The organism is Pseudooceanicola nanhaiensis DSM 18065 (genome assembly GCF_000688295.1).
GTDB lineage: Bacteria > Pseudomonadota > Alphaproteobacteria > Rhodobacterales > Rhodobacteraceae > Pseudooceanicola > Pseudooceanicola nanhaiensis.
The window spans coordinates 1,480,525-1,503,760 of the sequence record NZ_JHZF01000011.1; the positions used below are offsets into that span (position 1 = coordinate 1,480,525).

Sequence of the window (23,236 nt, forward strand, 5' to 3'; positions counted from 1 at the left end):
TCAGGCTTTGCCGAGCTTTGCGAGCAGACGCTCGCGCACCTCGGGCGTGACGAAGCTCGAGACGTCGCCGTCGAGACGCGCGATTTCCTTGACCAGTTTCGAGGCGATCGCCTGGTGCTTCGCCTCGGCCATCAGGAAGACCGTCTCGACGTTGCGGTCGAGCACGCGGTTCATCCCGACCATCTGGTATTCGTATTCGAAATCGGCCACCGCGCGCAGGCCGCGCACGATGATCTGGGCGCCGACGTCATGGGCGCAGTGGATCAGGAGGTTCTCGAAGGGATGGGCGACGATCTCGGTCCCGGTCTCCTCCGACAGCTTGGCGCAGACGGATTCGATCATCTCCACCCGTTCCTCGAGGTCGAAGAGCGGACCCTTGTCGCGGTTGATCGCCACCCCGATGACCAGCCGGTCGACCAGTGCGGCCCCGCGGCGGATGATGTCGATATGCCCGAGGGTGATCGGATCGAAGGTGCCGGGATAGAGGCCGATGCGCATGGCTGTCTCCGCAAGATGTGACTTCGCGGCACGCAACAATATTGCATGACGGAATGCAAGGCCCCCCGGGGGCGGTTCACATGCGCGAAATCGGCTGGCCTAGTGGCCCATGATCATGCCTTCGAGCGCCGTCTTCTCGAAGGACAGCTCGCTCAGCCGGGCCTTCACGACGTCGCCGATGGTCACGATCCCGGCCAGCTTGCCGTCCTGCACCACCGGCATGTGGCGGAACCGCCCCTCGGTCATGCGCTCCAGCACGCTGTCGGCGGTGTCGTCCCGCGCGCAGCAGACCGGGTCCGGCGTCATCAGTGCCGAGGCCTGCTGCTCGAGGCAGGACGGCCCGCGGGCGGCCAGCGCCCGGACGATGTCGCGCTCGGACAGGATGCCGTCGATGCGGGTTCCGTCGGAAGACACCACCACGCCGCCGATCCTGTGCTCTGACAAGAGCCCCAGCACCTCGGTTATCGACGTCCCGGGGGACGCGGTCACGACGGTGTCGCTGCTTTTGGAACTCAGGATCTGTTGGACCAGCATGGCAGTGTCTCCCTAGGGATTCCGGCTCCTCCCACCGGAGATCTCAGGCTCACCCACCTGCGACAATCTGTCAAGCAACTCCCTCCAACCTCGCGATTTCGCGCCGGAGTCCATCCGTCAGCGCCGTCGCGAAACGGTTCATCCGCTCGAGCCGCGTGTCGTCGACATGGCGCACCAGATAGAACGTCCGGGTGAGCGAGATCGCCCCCTCCAGCACCTTGCGCACCCCCTTGGCCGAGGGCAGCGCGAAATCGTGGACGATGCCCAGCCCCCCGCCCTGCCGGATCCAGTTGAACTGCACCGCGACCGAGTTGGAGGCGAGCGAGACCCGGTCGATGCCCAGCTCTCCGAGGTAGTCGAGCTCCTTGTCGAAGATCATGTCGGGGATGTAGCCGATCATCCGGTGGCCGCGCAGGTCGGCCGTTCTCTCGATCGGCGGCGCGCGGTCGAGATAGCGCTGCGAGGCGGCGAGGTGCAGCCGGTAGTCGCTGACCTTCTGCACCGTCAGCCGACCCGCGGTCGGCGGCGAGACGGTGATCGCCATGTCCGCCTCGCGCCGTGACAGGTTGAAGAGCCGCGGCAGCGCGACGATCTGCACGTCGAGGTCGGGGTTCCGCTCCACGATGGCGCTGCAGACCTGCGGCAGCAGGAAGTTCGCCACCCCGTCCGGCGCGCCCAGCCGGATCTGGCCGGAGAGCTGGCCCGACTGGCCGCGGATGTCCTCCTCGGCCGAGAAAATCGCCTGTTCGGCCAGTTCCGCGTGGGGCAGCAGGCGCTGGCCGGCCTCGGTCGGAGCATAGCCCTGCGGCGACTTGGCGAAGAGCGTCGCGCCCAGCTCCTCCTCCAGCCGCGCGATGCGGCGGCCCGCGGTGGCGGGGTCGAGCTTGAGGCGCTTGCCGGCCCCGGACAGGCTCTCCTCCCGCGCGACGGCGAGGAAAATCTTCAGATCATCCCAGTGCAACGGCCCCTTCCCTTTGCGTTTTTGCAAAGCGCTTTTGCCAGCTTTCCCCTTCCGGCCCGGAATATGCAAGCCTAGGATGGCGCCAACCTGAACGGAGGATGCCATGCAGGAACTCAGCCATTACATCGACGGCGCCCATGTGAAGGGGGCGTCCGGCCGCTTCGCCGACGTCATGAACCCCGCCACGGGCGAAGTGCAGGCGAAGGTGCCGCTGGCCTCTGCCGACGAGATCGGAACCGCCGTCGAGATCGCGGCGCAGGCCCAGCCCGAATGGGCGGCGATGAACCCGCAGCGCCGGGCGCGGGTGCTGATGAAGTTCGTGGACCTGCTGAACCGCGACATGGACAAGCTGGCCGAGGCGCTGTCGCGCGAGCACGGAAAGACCCTGCCGGATGCGGCAGGCGATGTGCAGCGGGGCCTCGAGGTGGTCGAGTTCTGCATCGGCGCGCCGCACCTGCTGAAGGGCGAATACACCGACGGTGCGGGTCCGGGCATCGACATGTACTCCATGCGCCAGCCGCTCGGCGTCTGTGCGGGCATCACGCCGTTCAACTTCCCCGCCATGATCCCGATGTGGATGTTCGCCCCGGCGCTCGCCTGTGGCAACGCCTTCATCCTGAAGCCCTCAGAACGTGATCCCTCGGTGCCGCTGATGCTGGTCGAACTGCTCGAGGAAGCGGGCCTGCCGAAGGGCGTGCTGCAGGTCGTCAACGGCGACAAGGAGGCGGTCGATGCCCTGCTCGACCACCCGGTGATCCAGTCGATCGGCTTCGTGGGCTCCACCCCGATCGCGGAATACATCTATTCCCGCGGCTGCGCGGCCGGAAAGCGCGTCCAGTGCTTTGGTGGCGCGAAGAACCACATGATCATCATGCCGGACGCCGACATGGACCAGGCCGCCGACGCGCTGGTCGGCGCGGGCTATGGCGCCGCGGGCGAACGCTGCATGGCGATCTCGGTCGCCGTGCCCGTGGGCGAGGAAACCGCGGACCGGCTGATCGAGAAGCTGGTGCCGCGGATCGAGAAGCTGAAGGTCGGCCCCTATACCGCCGGCAACGACGTGGACTACGGCCCCGTCGTCACCGCCGCCGCGAAGGAGAACATCCTCAAGCTCGTGCAATCCGGTGTCGACCAGGGCGCCGAGCTGGTGGTCGACGGGCGCGACTTCAAGCTCCAGGGCTACGAGGACGGCTTCTTCGTCGGCCCGCACCTCTTCGACAAGGTGACGCCCGACATGGACATCTACCGCAAGGAGATCTTCGGCCCGGTCCTCACGACCGTGCGCGCGGGCTCCTACGAAGAGGCGCTCGGCCTCGCGATGGATCATGAATACGGCAACGGCACCGCGATCTTCACCCGCGACGGCGACACCGCCCGCGACTTCGCGAGCCGGATCAACATCGGCATGGTCGGCGTGAACGTCCCGATCCCGGTGCCGCTGGCCTATCACACCTTCGGCGGCTGGAAGAAATCGGTCTTCGGCGACCTGAACCAGCACGGCACGGACAGTTTCCGGTTCTACACCCGGACCAAGACCGTCACCGCCCGCTGGCCCTCGGGCCTCAAGGAAGGCGGGGAGTTCCACTTCAAGCCGATGGACTGACGCACGGGGGCGGGCCGGGTCCGAACCCGGCCCACCCTTTCCCGGAGGAGGAGGAGGATCGCGATGGATTTCGCGTTGAACGAGGAACAGGAGGCCATCTTCGACATGGCCTACTCCTTTGGGCAGGAGAAGATCGCCCCCAATGCCCGCACCTGGGAGCGCGAGGGCAACATTCCGAAGGAGCTTTGGCCGCAGGTCGGCGAACTGGGCTTCGGCGGGCTCTACGTCTCGGAGGAGCACGGCGGCGCGGGGCTGACGCGGCTCGACGCGACACTGGTCTTCGAGGCCTTGTCGATGGCCTGCCCCTCGGTCGCGGCGTTCCTGTCGATCCACAACATGTGCGCGCGGATGCTCGACAGCTTCGCGAGCGACGAGCTGCGGGGCCGGGTGATGCCCAGGGTGCTCACCATGGAGACGGTGCTCTCCTATTGCCTGACGGAACCCGGCTCGGGCTCGGACGCCGCCGCGCTGAAGACGCGCGCCGAGCGGACGAACGAGGGCTACCGGCTGAACGGCACCAAGGCCTTCATCTCGGGCGGCGGATATTCCGACGCCTACGTGGTGATGGCGCGGACCGGCGACGCGGGGCCCAAGGGCGTCTCGACGCTCTACGTCGAGGACGGCACCGGGGGGCTGTCGTTCGGCGGGCTCGAGGACAAGATGGGCTGGCGGAGCCAGCCGACGCGCCAGGTCCAGTTTGACAATTGCGACATTTCTGCGGGCAACCTGATCGGTGAAGAGGGCAAGGGTTTCACTTATGCGATGATGGGGCTCGACGGCGGGCGGCTCAACATCTCGGCCTGCTCGCTCGGGGCCGCGCAGGCGGCGCTCGACGCAACGCTGGATTACATGGGCGAGCGCAAGGCCTTCGGGCAGAGCATCGACCAGTTCCAGGCGCTGCAGTTCCGCCTCGCCGACATGGAGATCGAGCTGCAGGCCGCCCGCACCTTCCTGCGGCAGGCGGCATGGAAGCTCGACAGCGGCGCGCCGGATGCCACCAAGTTCTGCGCCATGGCCAAGAAATTCGTCACCGAGGCCGGGAGCCGGATCGTCAACCAGTGCCTCCAGCTCCACGGCGGCTACGGCTACCTTGCGGACTACGGGATCGAGAAACTGGTGCGTGACCTCCGGGTCCACGAGATCCTCGAAGGCACCAACGAGATCATGCGCCTGATCACCGCCCGCCATATGCTGGCGGCCCGATGAGCGACCACATCCATATCCGCCGTGAGGGCCCCGCCGGGCGGATCACCCTCACCCGGCCCAAGGCGCTGAACGCGCTGTCCTACGAGATGGCGATGGCCGTGGACGCCGCCCTGAACGACTGGGCGGGAGATCCGGGCGTGGCCTTCGTGATGATGGACGCGGAGGGCGAAAAGGCCTTCTGCGCCGGCGGCGACATCCAGACGCTCTACGACAAGGGCCGTGCGGGGGATTACGACTACGGACGCACCTTCTGGCGCGATGAATACCGGATGAACGCGCGGCTCGCGGAGTATCGCAAGCCCATCGTCGCCTTCCTGCAGGGCTTCGTCATGGGCGGCGGGGTCGGCCTCGGCTGCCATGCCTCGCACCGGATCGTCGGCGACAGCACCCGCATTGCCATGCCGGAATGCGGCATCGGGCTGGTGCCGGACGTGGGCGGTTCCCTGCTGCTGGCCCGCGCGCCCGGGCGGCTGGGCGAATACCTCGGGCTCACCACGGACCGCATGGGCGGGGCCGATGCGATCCGGGCCGGTTTCGCGGATACCTACATTCCCGAGGAGGGCTGGGAGGCGCTGAAGACCGCGCTGGTCGAGACAGGCGATCTTTCCGCCATCCAGACGGCCGCGATCATCGCGCCCGAGGCGGCCCTGGCCGAGCGGCAGGACCGCATCGACGCGATCTTCGGCCAGCCCGACCTGCCCGCCATCGTCGCGGCGCTCGAGGCGGACGGCTCCGATTTCGCACTGAGCGCGTTGAAGGCGCTCCGCCGCAACTCGCCGATCTCGATGGCCGCGACGCTCGAGCTTCTGGCCGAGCTTCGCCGCTCGGCCGCGGGGATCCGCGAGGCGCTGAGGCTGGAATACCGTTTCACCGCGCGGGCGATGGAGCACGGCGATTTCCTCGAGGGGATCCGCGCGCAGATCATCGACCGGGACCGCAACCCGCAGTGGAAACACCGGCTTGAGAGCCTGCACTCCGAGGCGGAGGCGATGCTCGCACCGCTCGGCCACGACGAGCTCGCCTTCTGAGACAGGCATTTAGGGAGGACACTTCATGCAGATCGGATTCATCGGCCTCGGCAACATGGGCGGCCCGATGTCCGCCAACCTTGCAAAGGCGGGCCACGCGGTCACCGGTTTCGACACCGCGGATGTCGAGATCGAGGGCGTCACCCGCGCCGCCTCGGCCGCCGAGGCGGCCGCCGGGCGGGACGTGGTGATCACGATGCTGCCGAACGGCGCGATCCTGCGGGCGGTGGCAGAGGACGTCATCCCCGCCATGCACACCGGCAGCGTCTTCCTCGACTGCTCCACCGTCGACGTGGAGAGCGCGAGGTCCGTCGCGGATGCCGCTGAAAAGGCTGGGCTCCTGCCGCTTGACGCCCCTGTCTCGGGCGGCATCGGCGGCGCGCAGGGCGGCACGCTCACCTTCATGGTGGGCGGCTCGGACGCGGCCTTCGCCAAGGCGAAGCCGCTCTTCGACATCATGGGCCAGAAGGCCGTGCATTGCGGCCCCTCGGGCAACGGGCAGGCGGCGAAGATCTGCAACAACATGATCCTCGGCGCGACGATGATCGTGACCTGCGAGGCCTTCGCGCTGGCCGACAAGCTGGGGCTCGACCGGCAGGCGATGTTCGACGTGGTCTCGACCTCCTCGGGCTATTCGTGGTCGATGAACGCCTACTGCCCCGCCCCCGGCATCGGTCCGCAATCGCCGGCTGACAACGGCTACAAGCCGGGCTTCGCCGCCGACCTGATGCTCAAGGACCTGCGCCTGTCGCAGCAGGCGGCCGAGACGGCGGATGCGGACACCCCCATGGGCCAGGCGGCAATGGAGCTCTACGCGCGCTTCGTCGAACAGGAGGACGGCGCGGGGCGCGATTTCAGCGCCATGCTGCCGCGGTTCGAAAAACGGGGACGTGGCTGAATCCCGCCGAAGGCCGAGGGAACCTGCTATGGATGCCTGTCGTTGAATGCGTGAAAAGTCACACCGAGTGGACATGAGCAGGAGATCGACATGAAGATGCGTCCAGCACTCGCGATCGCGGCCCTTGCCGTCATCGCTACCCCGGCCCTCGCCGACCCCGGCGGAAAGGGCAAGGGGCACAAGTTCAAGGGCCACGGCCAGTCCGAGGCCTCGTTCTGCCCGCCGGGCCTTGCGAAGAAGGGCAACGGCTGCCGTCCGCCCGGGCTCGCCAAGAAGGACACCCGCGCCGACGACTACCGGTATCGGGTCGGCGACCGGATCGTCGATTACGACAACGTGGTGCTCATCCGGGATCCGGGCCGCTACGGGCTCGACCCCTACGGGACCTATTACCGCGCCGACGATTACGTGATCCGCGTGGACCGCGAAACCAACCAGGTGCTCGCGCTGGTCGGGCTGGTGTCGGCGATCCTCGGCGGATGAGTCGTCACAGGCGATGGATCATCCTCGGGGTCGCGCTGACGGCCTTCGCTGTCGGCGCGACCGCGTCCCGGGCCGCCTGCAGGATGCAGGTCGGCGAGGCGCGCTGCGTGACGGCGGGAAGCGGCTTCGGCGCCGCGGATGACCGCGACATGGCCGGAGGGGGCTCCCTCTCCGGCCATTTCCGCAAGGCACAGGGCGTGAAGACCATTCCCGACGCGCCGGTTCTGTCGCCCGGCGACAGGTTGCCCGACGGGGTCACGGTTCTGTTCAACCGCTCCCGCTACCGCCTGCCGGCGCCGCGCGACGGCTGGACCTATTTCCGTGTCGGTTACGAGATCTACCGGGCCGACATGTTCACCCGGACAGTCATCGACCGGGTGAACGACCATATGCCGGTGCGCTACTGACCCTGTCAGTAGTTCGCCGGCGGATCGCTGGCGGGGAAGCTCTCGTCGTTTTCCTCGTCCACGCGATCCCATCTGCGGGGCGGATCCCGCATCTCGTCGCGGCCCGCATCGCGGATCCGCAGGTTATCGCCTTTCGCCGAATTGGCCGGCAATCTGCCGGGCCGGTTGCCGCTGAGCGCCCCGGCCACCTGTCGCGCGATGACGGTGACGAGCACGCCAAGCGCGATTCGTTTCACCATACGTCCCACCATGATGTCGTTCCTCCGTTCAGGTTCATCCCTCAACGCGGAACCCGGCCCGGCGGTTCACCGGGCCGCAGGCATCATTCCGCCGCCACCTTGGCCGATTTGAGCATCGGCTTCAGATAGCGCCCGGTGTGCGAGGCCTCGACCTCGGCCACCTCCTCGGGCGTGCCGGTGGCGACGATCCTGCCGCCTCCGTCGCCGCCTTCGGGGCCGATGTCGATCAGGTGATCGGCGGTCTTGATGACGTCGAGATTGTGCTCGATCACCACGACGGAGTTCCCCTGGTCCACCAGCTCGTGCAGCACCTCGAGAAGCTTGCGCACGTCCTCGAAATGCAGACCCGTGGTCGGTTCGTCGAGGATGTAGAGCGTCCGGCCGGTGGAGCGTTTCGACAGCTCCTTCGACAGCTTCACCCGCTGCGCCTCCCCGCCCGAGAGCGTGGTCGCCTGCTGGCCGACCTTGATGTAGCCGAGCCCGACGCGGACCAGCGCATCCATCTTCTCGCGGATCGAGGGCACGGCGGCAAAGAACTCCTGCGCGTCTTCCACCGTCATATCAAGGACATCCGCGATGGACTTGCCCTTGAACTTCACCTCCAGCGTCTCGCGGTTGTAGCGCGCGCCGTGGCAGGTCTCGCAGGTGACATAGACGTCCGGCAGGAAGTGCATCTCGATCTTGATGACGCCGTCGCCCTGGCAGGCCTCGCAGCGGCCGCCCTTCACGTTGAAGCTGAAGCGCCCGGGCTTGTAGCCGCGCGCCTTCGCCTCGGGCAGGCCGGCGAACCAGTCGCGGATCGGGGTGAAGGCGCCGGTATAGGTCGCGGGGTTCGACCGCGGGGTCCGCCCGATCGGCCGCTGGTCGATGTCGATGACCTTGTCGAGATGTTCCAGCCCCTTGATCGTCTCGCAGGGCGCGGGCGTCTGCCGCGCGCCGTTGAGCCGCATGGAGGCCGTCTTGAACAGGGTCTCGATGGTCAGCGTCGACTTGCCGCCGCCCGAGACGCCCGTCACGCAGACGAACTTGCCCAGCGGGAAGTCGGCGGTCACGTCGTGCAGGTTGTTCCCGTTGGCCTTCACCACGGTGATCTTCTTCTTGTTCCCCTTCCGGCGCTTGTCCGGCACCGCGATCTCCCGCGTTCCGGCAAGGTATTGGCCCGTCAGACTCTTCGGGTCCGCCGCGATCTCGCCGGGCTTGCCGTGCGCGATGACCTGGCCGCCGTGGACCCCTGCCCCCGGACCGATGTCGAAGACGTAATCCGCCTCGCGGATCGCCTCCTCGTCGTGTTCGACGACGATCACGGTGTTGCCCTGGTCGCGCAGGTTCTTCAGCGTCTGGAGCAGCCGCCCGTTGTCCCGCTGGTGCAGACCGATCGAGGGTTCGTCCAGCACGTAGAGCACGCCCGTCAGCCCCGAGCCGATCTGGGAGGCCAGCCGGATCCGCTGGCTCTCGCCGCCCGAAAGGGTCCCGGAGGCGCGCGACAGGGTCAGGTATTCGAGCCCCACGTTGTTCAGGAAGCCGAGCCGCTCGCGGATCTCCTTCAGGATCGCGCGGGCGATCTCGTTCTTCTGCTGGCTCAGGTGCTCCGGCGCGGTCTCGATCCAGTCGAGCGCCTCGCGGATCGACAGCTGCACGACCTGCCCGATATGCATCCGGCCCTCGCGGTCCTTCGCGGGGCCGATCTGCACCGCCAGCGCCTCGTCCTTCAGCCGGTAGCCGTTGCAGGCGTGGCAGGGCCGGTTGTTCTGGTAACGCTCGAATTCCTCCCGGACCCAGTTCGAATCCGTCTCGCGATAGCGCCGCTCCATGTTGGGGATCACCCCCTCGAAGCTGCGCGACACCTGGTAGACGCGGCCGCCCTCGTCGTAGCGGAAGAGGATCTCCTCATCGCCCGAGCCGTGCAGGAAGACCTGTTGCACATGGGCCGGCAGGTCCTTCCACCTGGTCTTGGGGTCGAATTCGTAATGCTTGGCGATGGCCTCGATCGTCTGGAGGAAATAGGGCGACTTCCCCTTCCGCCAGGGCGCGAGCGCACCATCCGCGATGCGCAGCGCCGCGTCGGGCACCACGAGGCGCTCGTCGAAGAAAAGCTCCACGCCCAGCCCGTCGCATTCCGGGCAGGCGCCGAAGGGGGCGTTGAACGAGAAGAGCCGCGGTTCGATCTCGGGGATGGTGAAGCCGCTCACCGGGCAGGCGAAGTTCTCGGAGAAGGTGAACCGCTCCGGATCGCCCTCGGCCGGCGCGGTTTCCAGCACCGCGATCCCGTCGGCGAGGTCGAGCGCGGTGCGGAACGAATCCGCCAGCCGGGTCTCCATCCCCTCGCGCACGACGATCCGGTCGACCACCACGTCGATGTCATGGCGGAACTTCTTGTCCAGCGTCGGCGGCTCGTCCAGCTCGTAGAAGGCGCCGTCCACCTTCACCCGCTGGAAGCCCTGCTTGCGGAGCTCTGCGAATTCCTTGCGGTATTCCCCCTTCCGGTCGCGGATCATCGGCGCGAGAAGGTAGGCGCGGGTCCCCTCCTCCATCGCCATGACGCGGTCGACCATGTCCTGCACCTGCTGCGCCTCGATGGGCAGGCCGGTTGCGGGGGAATAGGGCGTCCCGGCACGGGCGAAGAGCAGGCGGAGGTAGTCGTAGATCTCGGTGACCGTCCCGACCGTCGACCGCGGGTTCTTCGAGGTCGTCTTCTGCTCGATCGAGATCGCGGGCGAGAGACCCGAGATATGGTCGACGTCCGGCTTCTCCATCATGTCGAGGAACTGGCGGGCATAGGCCGAGAGGCTCTCGACATAGCGCCGCTGCCCCTCCGCATAGATCGTGTCGAAGGCGAGCGAGGACTTGCCCGAGCCCGAGAGCCCGGTGATGACGACAAGCTCATCGCGGGGAATGTCCACGTCGATGTTCTTGAGATTATGCTCGCGCGCGCCGCGCACTTCGATGTGCTTGAGCTCAGCCATGGCCACCCCGGATCCGCAATGGGTTAAGAAATAGTGGAAGCCGCCCTGCGATCCAACCGGAAAGTGAGAACAAAGCGAAAACATTCGCTTCTGCTGTCAGCTTCCTGCCAAAACAACGCGGCATTGCAGCAATCGCGGTCAGAGGTTCCGTGCGAAGGCCCAACTACAGATAGGAAATCCCGGCTCGTTCTCAAGCCGGTCGGACGCCTCGTCATATTCGGGCGGCCATTTCGGCTCGAGGTTCCGGGCCGCCGCGTGGCGGTTGCCCCATTCGTCCGCCGCGATCCCCGCCTCGGGGAAGCCGCCCTCGATCAGCAGGTTGCGCAGGCCGCGCGCGGACCAGCGCGAGCAGTCGACGGGCGCCCCGTGGTAGGGGATGTAGAACGGCACGGCGATGAAGAAATGCCCGCCTTTCCTGAGCATCTTCAGCACGTTGCCGAGCGCGCCATAGGGCCGGTCGAGGTGTTCCCAGACCTGGTTCGCGATGATCAGGTCGAATTGCCTGGGCGCGCCCTCGGCGTCGAGGAAGGGGCCCGCGCAGATGTCGTGTTCGGGAAAATGGAAGGCCTCGTAGCTTCGGAATCCGAACTGGCGGCCCCATTTGCCCGAGATCTCGCAGGCATCCAGCGTCTCGGGCCCGAGCGCGCGGATGCCGATCCGCGCGGCCTTGTTCATGACGATTCGGTTGACGCTGGCCACCAAGGCGCCCCTCAGATGTGGATGACCCGGTCGTAGGCCGCGAGCACGCTTTCGTGCATCATCTCGCTCAGCGTCGGGTGCGGGAAGACCGTGTTCATCAGGTCCTCTTCCGTGGTCTCGAGCTGGCGGCCCACCACGAAGCCCTGGATCAGCTCGGTCACCTCGGCGCCGACCATGTGGGCACCCAGAAGCTCGCCGGTCTTCGCGTCGAAGACGGTCTTCACCAGCCCCTCCGGCTCGCCCAGAGCCACCGCCTTGCCGTTGCCGATGAAGGGAAACTTGCCGACGCGGATCTCGTAGCCGGCCTCCTTCGCCTTCGCCTCGGTCAGCCCGACGCTTGCCACCTGCGGCTGGCAATAGGTGCAGCCCGCGATGCTCTCGGGCCGGACGGGATGCGGATGGCCACCGGCGGCCAGTTCGGCCACCATGACGCCCTCGTGGCTGGCCTTGTGCGCAAGCCACGGCGCGCCGGCGATGTCGCCGATGGCATAGAGCCCCTCGACCCCGGTGCGGCAGTATTCGTCGACAACCACATGGGTCCGGTCGACCTTCACGCCCAGCTCCTCCAGCCCCAGCCCCTCAGTGTTGCCGACGATGCCGACGGCCGAGATCACGGTGTCGAACTCCAGCTTCTCGACCTTGCCGCCGGTCTCGACATGGGCCGTGACCTTGCCCTTGGCGCGATCGAGCTTCTTGACCGTCGCCTTCTCCATGATCTTCATGCCCTGCTTGACGAACTGCTTCTTCGCCAGAGCCGCGATGTCCCTGTCCTCCACGGGCAGGATCTGGTCCATCACCTCGACCACGGTCGTCTCGGCGCCGAGCGTGTTGTAGAAGCTCGCGAATTCGATCCCGATGGCGCCCGAGCCGATGACCAGCAACTTCTTCGGCATCCGTGAAGGGACGAGCGCGTGGCGATAGGTCCAGACCAGATCGCCGTCGGCCTCGAGCCCCGGCAGCTCCCGCGCGCGGGCGCCGGTTGCGAGCACGATGTGCTTTGCGCTCAGCTCCTCGGTCCCCTTCTCGGTCTTGACCGAGACCTTGCCCCTGGCGGGCAGGGTCGCCTCGCCCATCACGACCTCGACCTTGTTCTTCTTCAGGAGGTGCTTCACGCCGCCCTCCATCTGCCTGGCCACCCCGCGGGAGCGCTTCACCACCGCGTCGAGGTCATAGCCGATCTTGTCGGCCGAAAGCCCGTAATCCTTGGCCCGCTCCATCAGGTGGAAGACCTCGGAGGACCGGAGCAGCGCCTTCGTCGGGATGCAGCCCCAGTTCAGGCAGATGCCGCCGAGGTTCTCGCGTTCGACCACGCAGACCCTGAGGCCGAGCTGCGCCGCCCGGATCGCCGCCACGTAGCCGCCGGGACCCGCCCCGATCACGATCATGTCGAAATTGCCGGTCGCCATGAGAGCCCTCCGTTTCAGGATAGTTTGACGTTAAACTATTTATTCCGGACCGGCAATCAAGCTCGCATTTCCCTGCCCGGGGACATGCGAAAGGCGGCGGATGATCCGCCGCCCCTCCTCCGCGCCACGGCGCGGGATGCTCAGCCGACGGCTTCCTGCAGGCCCCGGACCGTGCTGCCGTAGCCGCCCGCGTCGAGATAGGCCTTCTCGGGCGGCGTGACCGTGCGGTTCAGCGCCTCGTTCCGATAGGGGAAGCGGCCGAAGCGGCGGATCACCTCGCGATGCGCCTTGGCGTGCAGCAGGTTGTCCCCGGCCTCGGGCATCCGCTCCTTCATCAGGCGGACGCAGCGTTCCTGGTCCGACAGGCATTCGGAATGCATCATCGGAAGGTAGAAGAACTGACGCGCGGGCGGGTCGATCTTCAGGTCCCACTTGCGCTCCACCGCGACCTTGGCCGCGGCCAGCGCCACCCGGTCCGAGGCGAAGGCCTCGCCGCTGCCGCGGAACATGTTGCGCGGGAACTGGTCCATCAGGATGATGTAGGCCAGCGCGCCAGACGGATGGGTCAGCCAAAGGCCATAGGCGCCTTCGCTGGCCGCCTGCCACGCCGCTCCGAACCTGTCCCTGATCGTATCGTCCAGCCCCGCGGGCGGCTGATACCACCCCTCGGGCCCGACCTCGTCGAGCCAGAACGCGAGAATGTCCTCCGGCGTCACCATGGGGTTACTCCTTCCTCCCGAGGCAAAACTTCCCGCCAATTTACATAAGTTTCACATCCGATCCATTCCGGACTTCCCTACCTTCGTCGCTAACAGCCCGCGACAGGCGGATTTTTCCGCAGATCGTTGCCTAAACGGCACCTTGCTGCTCATCCGCCTGCTCCTGCGCCCATTCCTGCGCGGCCTCGACCGCGACAGGAGAGGCCGACATCGACACCGGCGCGTAGCTCGTCGTCTCCTCGACCGACGGCGCGGGGCGCTGCGTCATCCGGTAGGCGGCGTAGAGCGCCATGGCGGACAGCAGCACGGCGATGAAGATCCAGAAGCCCGACGGGCCGAAGACGCCGATGGCCCAGCCCGCGATCAGCGGACCCGAGACCGCACCCAGCCCGTTCAGGAAGATCATCCCGCCCGAGGCCGCGGCCATGTCCTCGGGCCCGATGAAGTCGTTGGCGTAGGAGATCAGCAGCGAATAGAGCGGGTTCGACATCCCGCCCACGATCACCGCGGCGACGAGGATCATCGCGTAATATCCCCCGAAGGCCGCGCCGATGACGGCGCCGACCGCGCCGATGGCGGCCACGCACATGATCAGGACGCGGCGGTCCATCCGGTCCGACAGCCAGCCCAGCGGATATTGCGCGACCGTGGCGCCGACGTAGAAGAGAGCGATGAAGAGCGAGATCTGCGGCAGGGTGAAGCCCGCCTCGGAGCCATAGACGGCGGCCATGCCGAACTGCGCCGAGAAGGCCCCGCCCAGCAGGAAGACCCCGATGCAGGAGAGCGGCGAGATGCCGTAGAGCGCCTTGAGCGACAAGGGCTTGGTCGATTCGAAGGCGGGCGTCGGCATGATCGACAGAAGGATTGGGGCGAAGGCGATCGAGACGAGCACCGAGGGGATGACGAAGAGGACGAACCCGCCGGGATCGGCCACCAGCAGCAGCCCCTGCGCCGCGACGATGCCCACCATCTGCACGATCATGTAGAGCGAGAGCGCCTTGCCGCGGTTCTCGTTCGTGGCGGCGTTGTTGAGCCAGCTTTCCGCGGTGACGTAGACGCCCGAGAAGCAGAAGCCGATGATCACCCGCTCGATCGTCCAGGCCCAGGGGTTGGCGAAGGTCGGGTAGAGGATCAGCACCGCCGAGATGAAGGAGCCGAGCGCCGCGAAGACGCGGACGTGACCCACGCGGCGGATCATCTCGGGCGCCATGCGGGAGCCGCCGAGGAAGCCGACGAAATAGGCCGACATGACGATGGACATCTGGAAGGTCGAGAAGCCCTCGATCTCGCCGCGCACGCCGAGCAGCGTGCCCTGAATGCCGTTGCCGACCATCAGCAGCATGAGCCCGAGCAGCAACGCCCAGGCGGATCCGAGAACCTGCAGCATTCTCCGTTCCCTCTTCCTTGGTCAGGTTGGCCACGATCAAGGGCCGGTGTCGGGTCAGATTGCGACTCGCGATGCCGCCTTTGACGCGGTGCTGACATCCGCCCCGGAGAAATACAACCCGCCGATCCGGCGGAGTGCCGCCCGGGGGCGGCACATTACGGTCTATTGATCAGGGGCTCCGCCCCTCTTGAGCCTGCGGCTCAATTCACCCCGGGATACATGACCAGAGGAAGGGGCGGGTCCGCTCAGCCGGGGATGAGGAGCGAGGCGTCGCCGTAGGAGAAGAAGCGGTAATCCCCGGCCACCGCATGGGCGTAGACGCGCTTCATCCTCTCCTGCCCCATCAGGGCCGAGACCAGCATGAGGAGCGTCGATCGGGGCAGGTGGAAGTTCGTCATCAGCGCATCGGTCACGTGGAAGGTGAAGCCCGGGTAGATGAAGATGTCGGTCTCGCCGCGCCAGGGCCCGATGGTGCCCGAGCGGGCCGCGCTCTCGATCAGGCGCAGCGCGGTGGTGCCGACGGGGATGATGCGGCCGCCGGCGGCCCTGGTCGCGGCGATCTCGGCGGCGGCGGCTTCGGTCACCTCGCCCCATTCGGCATGCATCCGGTGGGTGGTGACGTCCTCGACCTTCACCGGCAGGAAGGTGCCCGCGCCGACGTGGAGCGTGACGCGGGTGGTCGCGACGCCCCGGGCGGCGATCCGGGCCAGCAGGTCGTCGTCGAAATGCAGCGAGGCGGTCGGGGCGGCGACGGCGCCCGGGCGCTCGGCCCACACGGTCTGGTAATCCTCGCGGTCCTGCGCATCGGCGGCGCGTTTCGCGGCGATGTAGGGCGGCAGCGGCATCTCGCCGGCCTCGGCGAGCGCGGCGTCGAAATCCGCCCCCGTCAGGTTGAAGGCGAGGCGGGCCTGACCCTCTTCCCTGGCGGTGAGCGTGGCGGTGAGGCGGTCGGAGAAGACGATCTCCTCGCCCTCGCGGATCTTCTTCAGCGGCTTCAGGAGGCTCGCCCAGGTGCCGTCGGCGCGGGGTTCGAGCAGGGTGACCTCCATCCGGGCGGCGGTTTTGCCCTCGGCCCCCTGGCGGTGGCGCAGGCCCGAGAGCCGGGCCGGGATCACGGCCGTGTCGTTCAGCACCAGCCGGTCGCCGGGGCGGAGCCAGTCGGCAAGGTCGCGGACGATCGCGTCGGTGAAGGTATCGCCCTCGGCCACCAGCAGTCGCGCGGAGGAGCGCGGCCGCGCGGGCCGGGTGGCGATCAGCCGCTCGGGCAGGTCGAAATCGAAATCGGAAAGTTTCACTGCGTCGGCGCCTGGCTGATCCTCGGGGGCGGGCGGCGGAAAATCTCGCGGAACATGCCGGGTGTCAACAGCGACAGCGGGTTCACCGAGACCTGCGGCGCGGCGGAGGGCCCTCGCAGGGTGTAGTTGAAGCCGAAGAGCCCCTCTCCCTTGCGGGTCAGCAGCGAGCCGATGCCGTTCAGCATGTAGACGGGCGAGACGACCCCCTGCATGTCCATCAGCTTGCGCCGGACATCGTAGACCCCGTCCATCGAGATCCCGAGGGAGGCGCCGACCGCGCTGGACTGCGTGACGATGACCTGCTGCGGGGTCAGGCGGAACTTCGCGTCGACGTCGTTGAAGACGATCCCCCGCCCGGCGAGCTGTTCGACGAGGCCCACGACCGAGATCGCGTTGAGCAGCGCGGCCATGGCCGGCGCCTCGTGGATGCGCAGGCCCGAGACGCGGAGCGTGCCGTCGTAGATGCCTGCCGGTCCGACAGGCAGGAGCGTGAGGTCGAGCGCCCCCTCCCGCGCCTGCTTGAGCAGACCGGTCGCCGCCAGCACGCCGCCCGCGTCGGCCGAGGTGACACGCAGCGCGCTGCGGCCGTTCCTTGGCACCACCGTGCCGGAGATCGCGGCGCGGCCGTTCACGTTGGCAGTGAAGGTGCCGTTCATCCCGCCGCCGGTGTCGAAGCGGCCGCGGAAGCCCTCGAGCGCGATCGTGTCCGAGATCTGCAGCCGGTCGAGGGCGAGCGTGACCGGCCCCCCCTGCCCGCCGCCGCCGCCAAGCTTGGCGCGGCGCATGTCGACGGTGCCGCCGGTCACGGCAACCGCGGGGCTGCGACCCTTGCCGCGGCCGGTCAGGGTGACGGGGCCGTCGAACCATCCGCCGACCTGCACCCGGTCGAACCGCGCTTCCGCCATGCCGCCGCTGTCGGACAGGGTCAGGCTGCCCGCGGCGGTCAGCCCGGGCGCGTCGATCGCCAGACGGTCGATGCGCGCCGGTTTGCCGAAGGCGCCCTCCACCGTGAGCTGGCCGCGCGCGGCGCGGGGCAGCGACCAGTCGAGCGCCGCGATGCGCAGGCCGACACCCGCGAAATCCGTGCTCAGCCGGAAGCCGGGCGCCTGGCCCTTCTGCAGGTCCAACGCGATCCGCGCGCGGCCCTGCCCCTGCAGGCTGCCCGGCGGCACGCCGATCCGGAACTCGTCGATGAACCGCTCGGAGAGCTCGACCCAGCCGTCGATCCGGGCCGAGCCGTCGCCCTTCGGCCCGAGCTGCGTCTCGAACCGGCCGCCGACGGGCACCGCGCCGATCTGCGCGCCGCCCTCGAACGAGAGCAGGTTGTCGGCCAGCCGCATCTCGACCTGCTGCGCGGAGAGGCGGCGGCCGGGCACCAGCACGTCGCTGCGCAGATCGGTGATCGTGCCGTCCACCACCACGTCGTATTCGTCGGGCGTGCGGCCCTTCTTGAGCGGAAAGGCCATGCGGCCGTCGAGCCGGACACGCCCGTCGGCCAGCGTCACCGGCCGGCCCGCCTTGGCCAGGAAGCGGAACGGCTCCTGGTCGAGCAGCGAGAGCGTGGCGGTGATCGTGCCGTCGGTCCTGAGCTCGACCTCGGCCGGGGCGGGCTTGATCGTGGTGTCGGGCACGATGAAGACGGTCCCCGCCAGATCGACGCGGCCCCCCTGCGGGGCGGTGACGTGACCGCCCTCGGCCGCGGCGACGAAGCGGTTCCGGAAGAGCGAGGCGTGGCCGCGCATCTCCTTCGCCGGCGGCAGGCCCTTCACGAGCACCATCTCGGCCTCGCTGAACTCGAACCCGAGGTAGAGGTCCGGCCGGGTTCCCTCGGTCAGGCGCAGGCCCAGCTGGATGTTCTCGAGCGCGCCCTGCGCGACGTATTTCTCCATCCATTCCCGCGTCTTGACCGCCAGCGTCCGCGGCCAGAGCTGGAGCAGCTCGGCGGTGGAGAGCCGGGTCATCGCGCCTTCGGCGCTGACGTCCCACCCCTTCGGCCCTGCGGTGACCTCGCCGTTGAGCGAGAGCTCCTCCGAGCCGTTCGAGAGCGAGATCTGCCCGATCGTCAGCGCGAAGGGATCGAGCCTGAGCCGCAGGTCGGCGCGCACGTCGGAGAAGGCCACGGGGTCCGGGATCATGTCGCCGGGCTGGGCCGAGAATTCGGTCATCCTGAGCTGGCCGACCATCTCGCGCGGACGCCCGCGCGCGGTTCCGTAGAGATGCAGCGCGCCCTCGGCGCGGGCGCTCAGGTAATCGCTGTCGACCCGGAACTCGTTGAGCGTCAGCGCCTGCGCGACGGGGTCGTAGGTGAAATAGCTCTGCGCGGACCGGAACGGGATCGGGGTCGATCCGCCGTCGGGCCGCAGCACCCCCTCGCCGATCTGGAGCGTGGCATTCAGCGGGCCGAGGCGCCCGCCGCTGTCGACCGTGGCGCGGAGCGCGCCCGAGGCCGGGGCGTCGATCACCTCGAGCCAGGCCAGTGCGGCGCTCTGGGTCGAAAGGTCCTCGGCCGCCATGTCCTCGAACGACATGGCGAAGCTCGCGGCCTTGTCGCCGATCCGGCTGGCGTAGCTCACCGACAGGGTGCTCGCCCAGGCCCGCCCGCCGAGCAGTGCGAAATCGCCGCGCAGCTGCAGGTCATTGCCACGGCGCTCCAGCACCGCGCGGCCACCGTCGACCGTCCAGGCGCGGTCGGAGCGGGCGTCCTCGTAGCGCAGGGTCAGCGCCGTCGCCTCGATCCGGGTCAATTCGCGCAGGTCGGGCAGGTCGAGCAGCGCCTCGATCTCGTCCGAGAGCGTGCCGAGGTCGTTGCCCGACACCCGTCGCGGCAGGGTGCCCGCGTTCCGGGCCGCGCCGCCCTCTCCGAGTGCGAGGTCGAACCCGCCCTCCGCATCGCGGTAGAGCCGCATCTGCGCGCCCGACAGGTAGAGCGTATCCGGCCGGACCTTCCCGCGCAGCAGCGGGCCGACCGCCAGCGTCCCCTCGATGGTCGAAAGCGCCAGCCGCGCGTCGGACCCCGCGCGCTGCACCTCGAGCCCGCTGAGCTGGACCCGGGGCCGCCAGGCCTCGTCGACCACGAGGCCGATGTCGTCGAAATCCACCGCAAGCCCATGCAGCGTCTCGTCCAGCCGCGCCTCGATCTTCTGCTTGAGCCAGGCGGGGGCGTAAAGCGGACGCTCATGCGCCATCATCATCACGGTGAGGCCGAGGGTCATGAGCGTGAAGGCCAGGAGCGCCCCGACCGTCAGAACGAGGGCGCGCAGCACATGTCTGTGCGCACGTCGCCGCGGCGGCGCGGCCTGCTCCGCCGTCTGGCGGTCAGATCCTGGCTCGTCGGTCTTCGTCATCCACCGGCCTTTGCGGCCCTGTCCTTCTTCTGCAACCTGCCTCACGGTGCGGGGTGTATTCTCGGCTGCCGCGGGTTAAATTGGAACTCACAAAACAGGCAGAGAAAGGTCTTTCCATGCCCGAAACCGGGGAAAAAGCTCCTGAATTCACCCTTCCGCGTGATGGTGGCGGCAAGATCTCGCTCACCGATTTCCGCGGACATCCCGTCGTTCTCTACTTCTATCCGCGCGACGACACCCCGGGCTGCACGACGGAGGGCAAGGATTTCACCGCCGCTGCGGCAGAATTCCAGACCGCCGGCGTCACGGTTCTGGGCGTGTCGAAGGACAGCGTTGAGTCGCACGACAAGTTCCGCGACAAGCATGCGCTCGAGATCATCCTGCTGTCCGACGCAGACGGCGACGTCTGCGAAAGCTACGGCGTCTGGGGCGAGAAGAAGATGTACGGCAAGACCTTCATGGGCGTGGAACGCGCGACCTTCCTGATCGACGCGCGCGGCGACATCGCGCAGGTCTGGCGCAAGGTGAAGGTGGACGGCCATGTCGACGAGGTGCTGGCCGCGGCCCGCGAACTGACCTGAGAAAGGCGGTTCTGCCGCCCGTGCCGGAGACATCAGGCCCGGCGTTCCCGATGCGGACGCCGGGCCTTCTGCTGCCCCGCAGCGGTTGCCCTAGGGACAGGATTGTCCCCCGCCCGCGCCGCCCCCACGCCTCCCGATGCGCCGGGAAAGGCCCTCTAAGCGTCTGGACATAAGCGGATTCTCGCCAATACCGGCAGGTTTCTGCGGCCCCGGGGGGCCTTCCGGCCAAATGCCTTGATACGTCAGGGAGGGGTCGGTAACAGGTTTCAGGGCCTCCGGTTGGGGAACCGAAGGGGCCAAGGGGATGGGAAACAAGGGGACAGGGCGCCAGTGAGCAGGACACTCAAGCCGAAATTGCATGCCTTTCTCGAACGGCATCTGCCGGAACGCCGGCTCTTTCTGAAATCAGACACGGACACGCGGTTCATCCGTCTGCGGCCCGGCGTCCAGCTCGCTGCCCTCGCGGGCGGCAGCGCACTGGTCGCCTGGTCGATCATCGCGACCGCCGTGCTGCTGATGGACAGCATCGGCGCCGGCAACTTCCGGGATCAGGCCCGCCGCGACCAGCAGGTCTATCAGGAACGCCTGAACGCGATGGCCGAGGAACGCGATTCCCGCGCCGAAGAGGCGCTGGCCGCGCAGGAACGGTTCAACTCGGCGCTCAGCCGGATTTCCACCATGCAGTCCGAACTTCTCGCCTCCGAGACCCGGCGGCGCGAGCTCGAGACCGGCATCGGCGTGATCCAGGCCACCCTGCGCCGGACCATGAAGGAACGCGACAACGCGCGGGACGAGCTGGGCCAGGCCAGGCTGGCGCTGGACGAGACCGGCACCGCGCCCGGCGCCGCGGGCACCGGCAGCGACGGCACGCTCGACTTCCTGACCAGCGCGCTGGCCGACACCGCCGACGAGCGCGACCAGATCGAGGCCAACGCGCAGGAAGCCCTGCTGCAGGCCGACGAGATGGCGACCGAGCTCGCGCTGCTGCGCGACCAGAACGACGCCATCTTCCGCCAGCTCGAAGAGGCGATGACCGTTTCGGTCGCGCCGCTCGACAAGATGTTCAAGGCGGCCGGCATGAACACCGACAACCTGATCAACCAGGTGCGGCGCGGCTATTCCGGCCAGGGCGGCCCGCTGACCCCGATCTCGCTGTCGACCATGGGCGAGGCCACCTCTCCCGACGCCTCGCGCGCGAACCGGATCCTGAACCAGCTCGACCGGCTGAACATGTACCGGATCGCCGCCGAGAAGGCCCCCTTCGCGGTGCCGGTCAAGGCGTCCTACCGCTTCACCTCGGGCTTCGGCTACCGCCGCGACCCGAAGACCGGCGGCCGCCGGATGCACGCGGGCGTGGATTTCGCCGGGCCCGTCGGCACCCCCCTCTACGCCACCGGCGACGGCGTCGTGACCTATGCCGGCTGGCAGTCGGGCTACGGCCGCCTCGTCAAGATCCGGCACGAGTTCGGCATCGAAACCCGCTATGGCCACATGTCTCGCATTGGCGTGAAGGTCGGGGAAAGGGTCTCGCGCGGGGACCGGATCGGTGATATGGGGGCATCAGGACGTGTGACAGGCCCGCACGTGCACTACGAAGTGCGCGTCGGCGGTCAGGCTGTGAACCCCATGACTTACATCAAGGCCTCCAGAGATGTTTTCTAAGAGCAAGATCAACGAGCCCGGTCCCAAGGACAACGAGACCGCAGCACCCATGAAGGCAGATGCGCCCAAGCCGGCAACGCCCTCGTCCTCCGGCGACTACAAGCCCGCGGCCCCCAAGGCGAAACCGCCGGCGTCCGTCCTGTCCTCGGACCTGCACATCACCGGCAACGTCAAGACGACCGGCGACATCCAGATCGAGGGCACCGTCGAGGGTGATATCCGCGCCCACCTCCTGACCGTCGGCGAAGGCGCCACCGTCAAGGGCGAGGTGACCGCCGATGACGTCGTGATCAACGGCCGCATCGTGGGCCGGGTCCGCGGCCTCAAGGTCCGCCTGACCTCCACCGCGCGCGTCGAGGGCGACATCATCCACAAGACCATCGCCATAGAGAGCGGCGCCCATTTCGAGGGCTCCGTCCAGCGCCAGGAAGACCCGCTGAGCGGCAACAAGCCCGGGGCGAAACCTGCCCCCGCGCCGGCCACCTCCGCACAGTCCTGAGCCCTCCGGGGCCCCTGCCCCGCCGGCCCGTCACACCAAAGCCCGCGAGATCGCTCGCGGGCTTTTCCATGTCCGGGGGGTCGCCGGTCGCGAACCGCGCCGTCAGGCCTCGAGCTCGGCATCCCAGTAGAGGAAATCGAGCCAGCTGTCGTGCAGGTGGTTGGGCGGGAACTTCCGCCCGAGATTGCGCAGCTCCTCCGCCCCCGGCATCCGCGGCGGCTTGCGCAGGTGCATCCCGGCGCGCACGAGGCTCTTCGAGCCCTTGCGCAGGTTGCAGGGCGCGCAGGCCGCGACCACGTTCTCCCACGAGGTGATCCCGCCGCTCGCCCGCGGCACCACGTGATCGAAGGTCAGCTCCCCGCGCGATCCGCAGTACTGGCAGCAGAATTCGTCCCTCAGAAAAAGATTGAAGCGCGTGAAGGCCACGCGCTTCTGAGGTTTGACGTAATCTTTCAGCACCACCACCGAGGGTATCCTGATGCTGGTACTCGGGCTTCGGACGATGGTGTCGTATTCGGCCACGATGTCCACCCGGTTGAGCCAGGCCGCCTTCACCGCTTCCTGCCAGGGCCAGAGGCTGAGCGGGTAGTAGGAGAGCGGCCGGTAATCCGCGTTGAGGACCAGCGCGGGGTGCTTTCTGAGCGCCACCGGGTCTCGCACGAATTCGGTCCTGAAATCTCCGTCCATGGAAGTCATCCTCTGCCCGTCTCGCTTCGGTCCGGCCTCGGGGCGGGCCTGCCGCCCTGACGTGATTCACTATATATCGCGGCCTGAACCGCACAAGCCCCACGATATACAGAAGCCCACAAAAGCCATAGAGCGCC

The 23,236-nt window shown here is 67.9% G+C and carries 21 protein-coding genes; 9 read left to right on the forward strand and 12 right to left on the reverse strand.

The features are described from left to right. The 3 genes from coaD to Q344_RS0108245 all read right to left on the reverse strand — a co-directional run bounded on the left by coaD (position 1) and on the right by Q344_RS0108245 (position 1,993). The gene (coaD, locus tag Q344_RS0108235) at positions 1-498 is read right to left on the reverse strand and encodes a pantetheine-phosphate adenylyltransferase (protein ID WP_028286267.1); all 498 of its coding nucleotides are present in this window, start codon (positions 496-498) and stop codon (positions 1-3) included. A 99-nt stretch (positions 499-597) separates the two neighbouring features. Continuing rightward, positions 598-1,032 carry a CBS domain-containing protein gene (locus Q344_RS0108240; RefSeq protein ID WP_028286268.1) on the reverse strand — a complete coding sequence of 145 codons (435 nt, stop codon included), beginning with the start codon at positions 1,030-1,032 and terminating at the stop codon, positions 598-600. A 70-nt stretch (positions 1,033-1,102) separates the two neighbouring features. Further along, a complete protein-coding gene (locus Q344_RS0108245) occupies positions 1,103-1,993 on the reverse strand; it encodes a LysR family transcriptional regulator (protein ID WP_028286269.1) in 891 nt (296 codons plus the stop codon). Between the two features lie 103 nt (positions 1,994-2,096). Between Q344_RS0108245 and Q344_RS0108250 the strand changes: the two genes are divergently transcribed. The 6 genes from Q344_RS0108250 to Q344_RS0108275 all read left to right on the forward strand — a co-directional run bounded on the left by Q344_RS0108250 (position 2,097) and on the right by Q344_RS0108275 (position 7,618). After that, entirely contained in the window at positions 2,097-3,596 is a 1,500-nt protein-coding gene (locus Q344_RS0108250; protein WP_028286270.1) for a CoA-acylating methylmalonate-semialdehyde dehydrogenase, read from the forward strand. 63 nt (positions 3,597-3,659) lie between these two features. Beyond that, positions 3,660-4,802 (forward strand): acyl-CoA dehydrogenase family protein, encoded by a 1,143-nt coding sequence (locus Q344_RS0108255; protein WP_028286271.1) that lies wholly within the window; start codon positions 3,660-3,662, stop codon positions 4,800-4,802. Further along, positions 4,799-5,830, forward strand: coding sequence for an enoyl-CoA hydratase/isomerase family protein (locus Q344_RS0108260; protein WP_028286272.1), 1,032 nt, complete (start codon positions 4,799-4,801; stop codon positions 5,828-5,830). The genes Q344_RS0108255 and Q344_RS0108260 overlap by 4 nt, the downstream gene beginning before the upstream one ends. 25 nt (positions 5,831-5,855) lie before the next feature. Beyond that, positions 5,856-6,728, forward strand: a complete 873-nt coding sequence (gene mmsB / locus Q344_RS0108265) for a 3-hydroxyisobutyrate dehydrogenase (protein WP_028286273.1) — start codon at positions 5,856-5,858, stop codon at positions 6,726-6,728. Between the two features lie 90 nt (positions 6,729-6,818). Further along, entirely contained in the window at positions 6,819-7,211 is a 393-nt protein-coding gene (locus Q344_RS0108270) for a hypothetical protein (RefSeq protein WP_028286274.1), read from the forward strand. Beyond that, the gene (locus Q344_RS0108275) at positions 7,208-7,618 is read left to right on the forward strand and encodes a hypothetical protein (protein WP_156954647.1); all 411 of its coding nucleotides are present in this window, start codon (positions 7,208-7,210) and stop codon (positions 7,616-7,618) included. Before Q344_RS0108270 ends, Q344_RS0108275 begins: the two co-directional genes overlap by 4 nt. A gap of 5 nt (positions 7,619-7,623) precedes the next feature. Here Q344_RS0108275 and Q344_RS0108280 read toward each other — a convergent pair whose 3' ends face one another. The 8 genes from Q344_RS0108280 to Q344_RS23475 all read right to left on the reverse strand — a co-directional run bounded on the left by Q344_RS0108280 (position 7,624) and on the right by Q344_RS23475 (position 19,670). Further along, a complete protein-coding gene (locus Q344_RS0108280) occupies positions 7,624-7,869 on the reverse strand; it encodes a hypothetical protein (RefSeq protein ID WP_229669151.1) in 246 nt (81 codons plus the stop codon). Positions 7,870-7,940: 71 nt separating this feature from the next. Continuing rightward, positions 7,941-10,820, reverse strand: a complete 2,880-nt coding sequence (gene uvrA / locus Q344_RS0108285; protein ID WP_028286277.1) for an excinuclease ABC subunit UvrA — start codon at positions 10,818-10,820, stop codon at positions 7,941-7,943. 138 nt (positions 10,821-10,958) lie between these two features. Beyond that, entirely contained in the window at positions 10,959-11,519 is a 561-nt protein-coding gene (locus tag Q344_RS0108290) for a class I SAM-dependent methyltransferase (RefSeq protein WP_028286278.1), read from the reverse strand. A gap of 11 nt (positions 11,520-11,530) precedes the next feature. Then, positions 11,531-12,925, reverse strand: coding sequence for a dihydrolipoyl dehydrogenase (lpdA, locus tag Q344_RS0108295; RefSeq protein ID WP_028286279.1), 1,395 nt, complete (start codon positions 12,923-12,925; stop codon positions 11,531-11,533). A gap of 140 nt (positions 12,926-13,065) precedes the next feature. Beyond that, positions 13,066-13,644, reverse strand: a complete 579-nt coding sequence (locus Q344_RS0108300; RefSeq protein WP_028286280.1) for a DUF924 family protein — start codon at positions 13,642-13,644, stop codon at positions 13,066-13,068. A 130-nt stretch (positions 13,645-13,774) separates the two neighbouring features. After that, entirely contained in the window at positions 13,775-15,031 is a 1,257-nt protein-coding gene (locus tag Q344_RS0108305; protein ID WP_028286281.1) for an MFS transporter, read from the reverse strand. A 245-nt stretch (positions 15,032-15,276) separates the two neighbouring features. Beyond that, positions 15,277-16,326 carry a tRNA preQ1(34) S-adenosylmethionine ribosyltransferase-isomerase QueA gene (queA, locus tag Q344_RS0108310; protein ID WP_028286282.1) on the reverse strand — a complete coding sequence of 350 codons (1,050 nt, stop codon included), beginning with the start codon at positions 16,324-16,326 and terminating at the stop codon, positions 15,277-15,279. Further along, a complete protein-coding gene (locus Q344_RS23475) occupies positions 16,323-19,670 on the reverse strand; it encodes an AsmA-like C-terminal region-containing protein (protein WP_084178334.1) in 3,348 nt (1,115 codons plus the stop codon). Before Q344_RS23475 ends, queA begins: the two co-directional genes overlap by 4 nt. A 116-nt stretch (positions 19,671-19,786) precedes the next feature. On the opposite strand from Q344_RS23475, the gene bcp reads away from it, so the two are divergent. The 3 genes from bcp (at position 19,787) to Q344_RS0108330 (ending at position 22,412) form a co-directional block, all read left to right on the forward strand. Beyond that, on the forward strand, positions 19,787-20,251 hold the full coding sequence (gene bcp / locus Q344_RS0108320) for a thioredoxin-dependent thiol peroxidase (protein ID WP_028286283.1): 465 nt from the start codon (positions 19,787-19,789) through the stop codon (positions 20,249-20,251). A 330-nt stretch (positions 20,252-20,581) separates the two neighbouring features. Then, a complete protein-coding gene (locus tag Q344_RS0108325) occupies positions 20,582-21,913 on the forward strand; it encodes a M23 family metallopeptidase (protein WP_084178335.1) in 1,332 nt (443 codons plus the stop codon). Continuing rightward, positions 21,903-22,412 (forward strand): bactofilin family protein, encoded by a 510-nt coding sequence (locus Q344_RS0108330; RefSeq protein WP_028286285.1) that lies wholly within the window; start codon positions 21,903-21,905, stop codon positions 22,410-22,412. Before Q344_RS0108325 ends, Q344_RS0108330 begins: the two co-directional genes overlap by 11 nt. A gap of 102 nt (positions 22,413-22,514) precedes the next feature. Here the strand turns inward: Q344_RS0108330 and Q344_RS0108335 are convergent, their stop codons facing one another. After that, positions 22,515-23,099: an HNH endonuclease gene (locus Q344_RS0108335; protein WP_028286286.1), complete on the reverse strand. Its 585-nt coding sequence runs from the start codon at positions 23,097-23,099 to the stop codon at positions 22,515-22,517. Positions 23,100-23,236: the final 137 nt, after the last annotated feature.

Excerpts from the sequence above, each read along its gene's own strand:
- lpdA (WP_028286279.1), bottom strand. The coding sequence starts at position 12,925 with ATGGCGACCGGCAATTTCGACATGATCGTGATCGGGGCGGGTCCCGGC.
- Q344_RS0108280 (WP_229669151.1), bottom strand. The coding sequence starts at position 7,869 with ATGGTGGGACGTATGGTGAAACGAATCGCGCTTGGCGTGCTCGTCACC.
- Q344_RS0108255 (WP_028286271.1), top strand. The coding sequence starts at position 3,660 with ATGGATTTCGCGTTGAACGAGGAACAGGAGGCCATCTTCGACATGGCC.
- Q344_RS0108330 (WP_028286285.1), top strand. The coding sequence starts at position 21,903 with ATGTTTTCTAAGAGCAAGATCAACGAGCCCGGTCCCAAGGACAACGAG.
- Q344_RS0108335 (WP_028286286.1), bottom strand. The coding sequence starts at position 23,099 with ATGGACGGAGATTTCAGGACCGAATTCGTGCGAGACCCGGTGGCGCTC.
- coaD (WP_028286267.1), bottom strand. The coding sequence starts at position 498 with ATGCGCATCGGCCTCTATCCCGGCACCTTCGATCCGATCACCCTCGGG.
- Q344_RS0108275 (WP_156954647.1), top strand. The coding sequence starts at position 7,208 with ATGAGTCGTCACAGGCGATGGATCATCCTCGGGGTCGCGCTGACGGCC.
- bcp (WP_028286283.1), top strand. The coding sequence starts at position 19,787 with ATGCCCGAAACCGGGGAAAAAGCTCCTGAATTCACCCTTCCGCGTGAT.
- mmsB (WP_028286273.1), top strand. The coding sequence starts at position 5,856 with ATGCAGATCGGATTCATCGGCCTCGGCAACATGGGCGGCCCGATGTCC.
- uvrA (WP_028286277.1), bottom strand. The coding sequence starts at position 10,820 with ATGGCTGAGCTCAAGCACATCGAAGTGCGCGGCGCGCGCGAGCATAAT.
- Q344_RS0108270 (WP_028286274.1), top strand. The coding sequence starts at position 6,819 with ATGAAGATGCGTCCAGCACTCGCGATCGCGGCCCTTGCCGTCATCGCT.
- Q344_RS0108300 (WP_028286280.1), bottom strand. The coding sequence starts at position 13,644 with ATGGTGACGCCGGAGGACATTCTCGCGTTCTGGCTCGACGAGGTCGGG.
- Q344_RS0108240 (WP_028286268.1), bottom strand. The coding sequence starts at position 1,032 with ATGCTGGTCCAACAGATCCTGAGTTCCAAAAGCAGCGACACCGTCGTG.
- Q344_RS23475 (WP_084178334.1), bottom strand. The coding sequence starts at position 19,670 with ATGACGAAGACCGACGAGCCAGGATCTGACCGCCAGACGGCGGAGCAG.
- Q344_RS0108260 (WP_028286272.1), top strand. The coding sequence starts at position 4,799 with ATGAGCGACCACATCCATATCCGCCGTGAGGGCCCCGCCGGGCGGATC.
- Q344_RS0108250 (WP_028286270.1), top strand. The coding sequence starts at position 2,097 with ATGCAGGAACTCAGCCATTACATCGACGGCGCCCATGTGAAGGGGGCG.
- Q344_RS0108305 (WP_028286281.1), bottom strand. The coding sequence starts at position 15,031 with ATGCTGCAGGTTCTCGGATCCGCCTGGGCGTTGCTGCTCGGGCTCATG.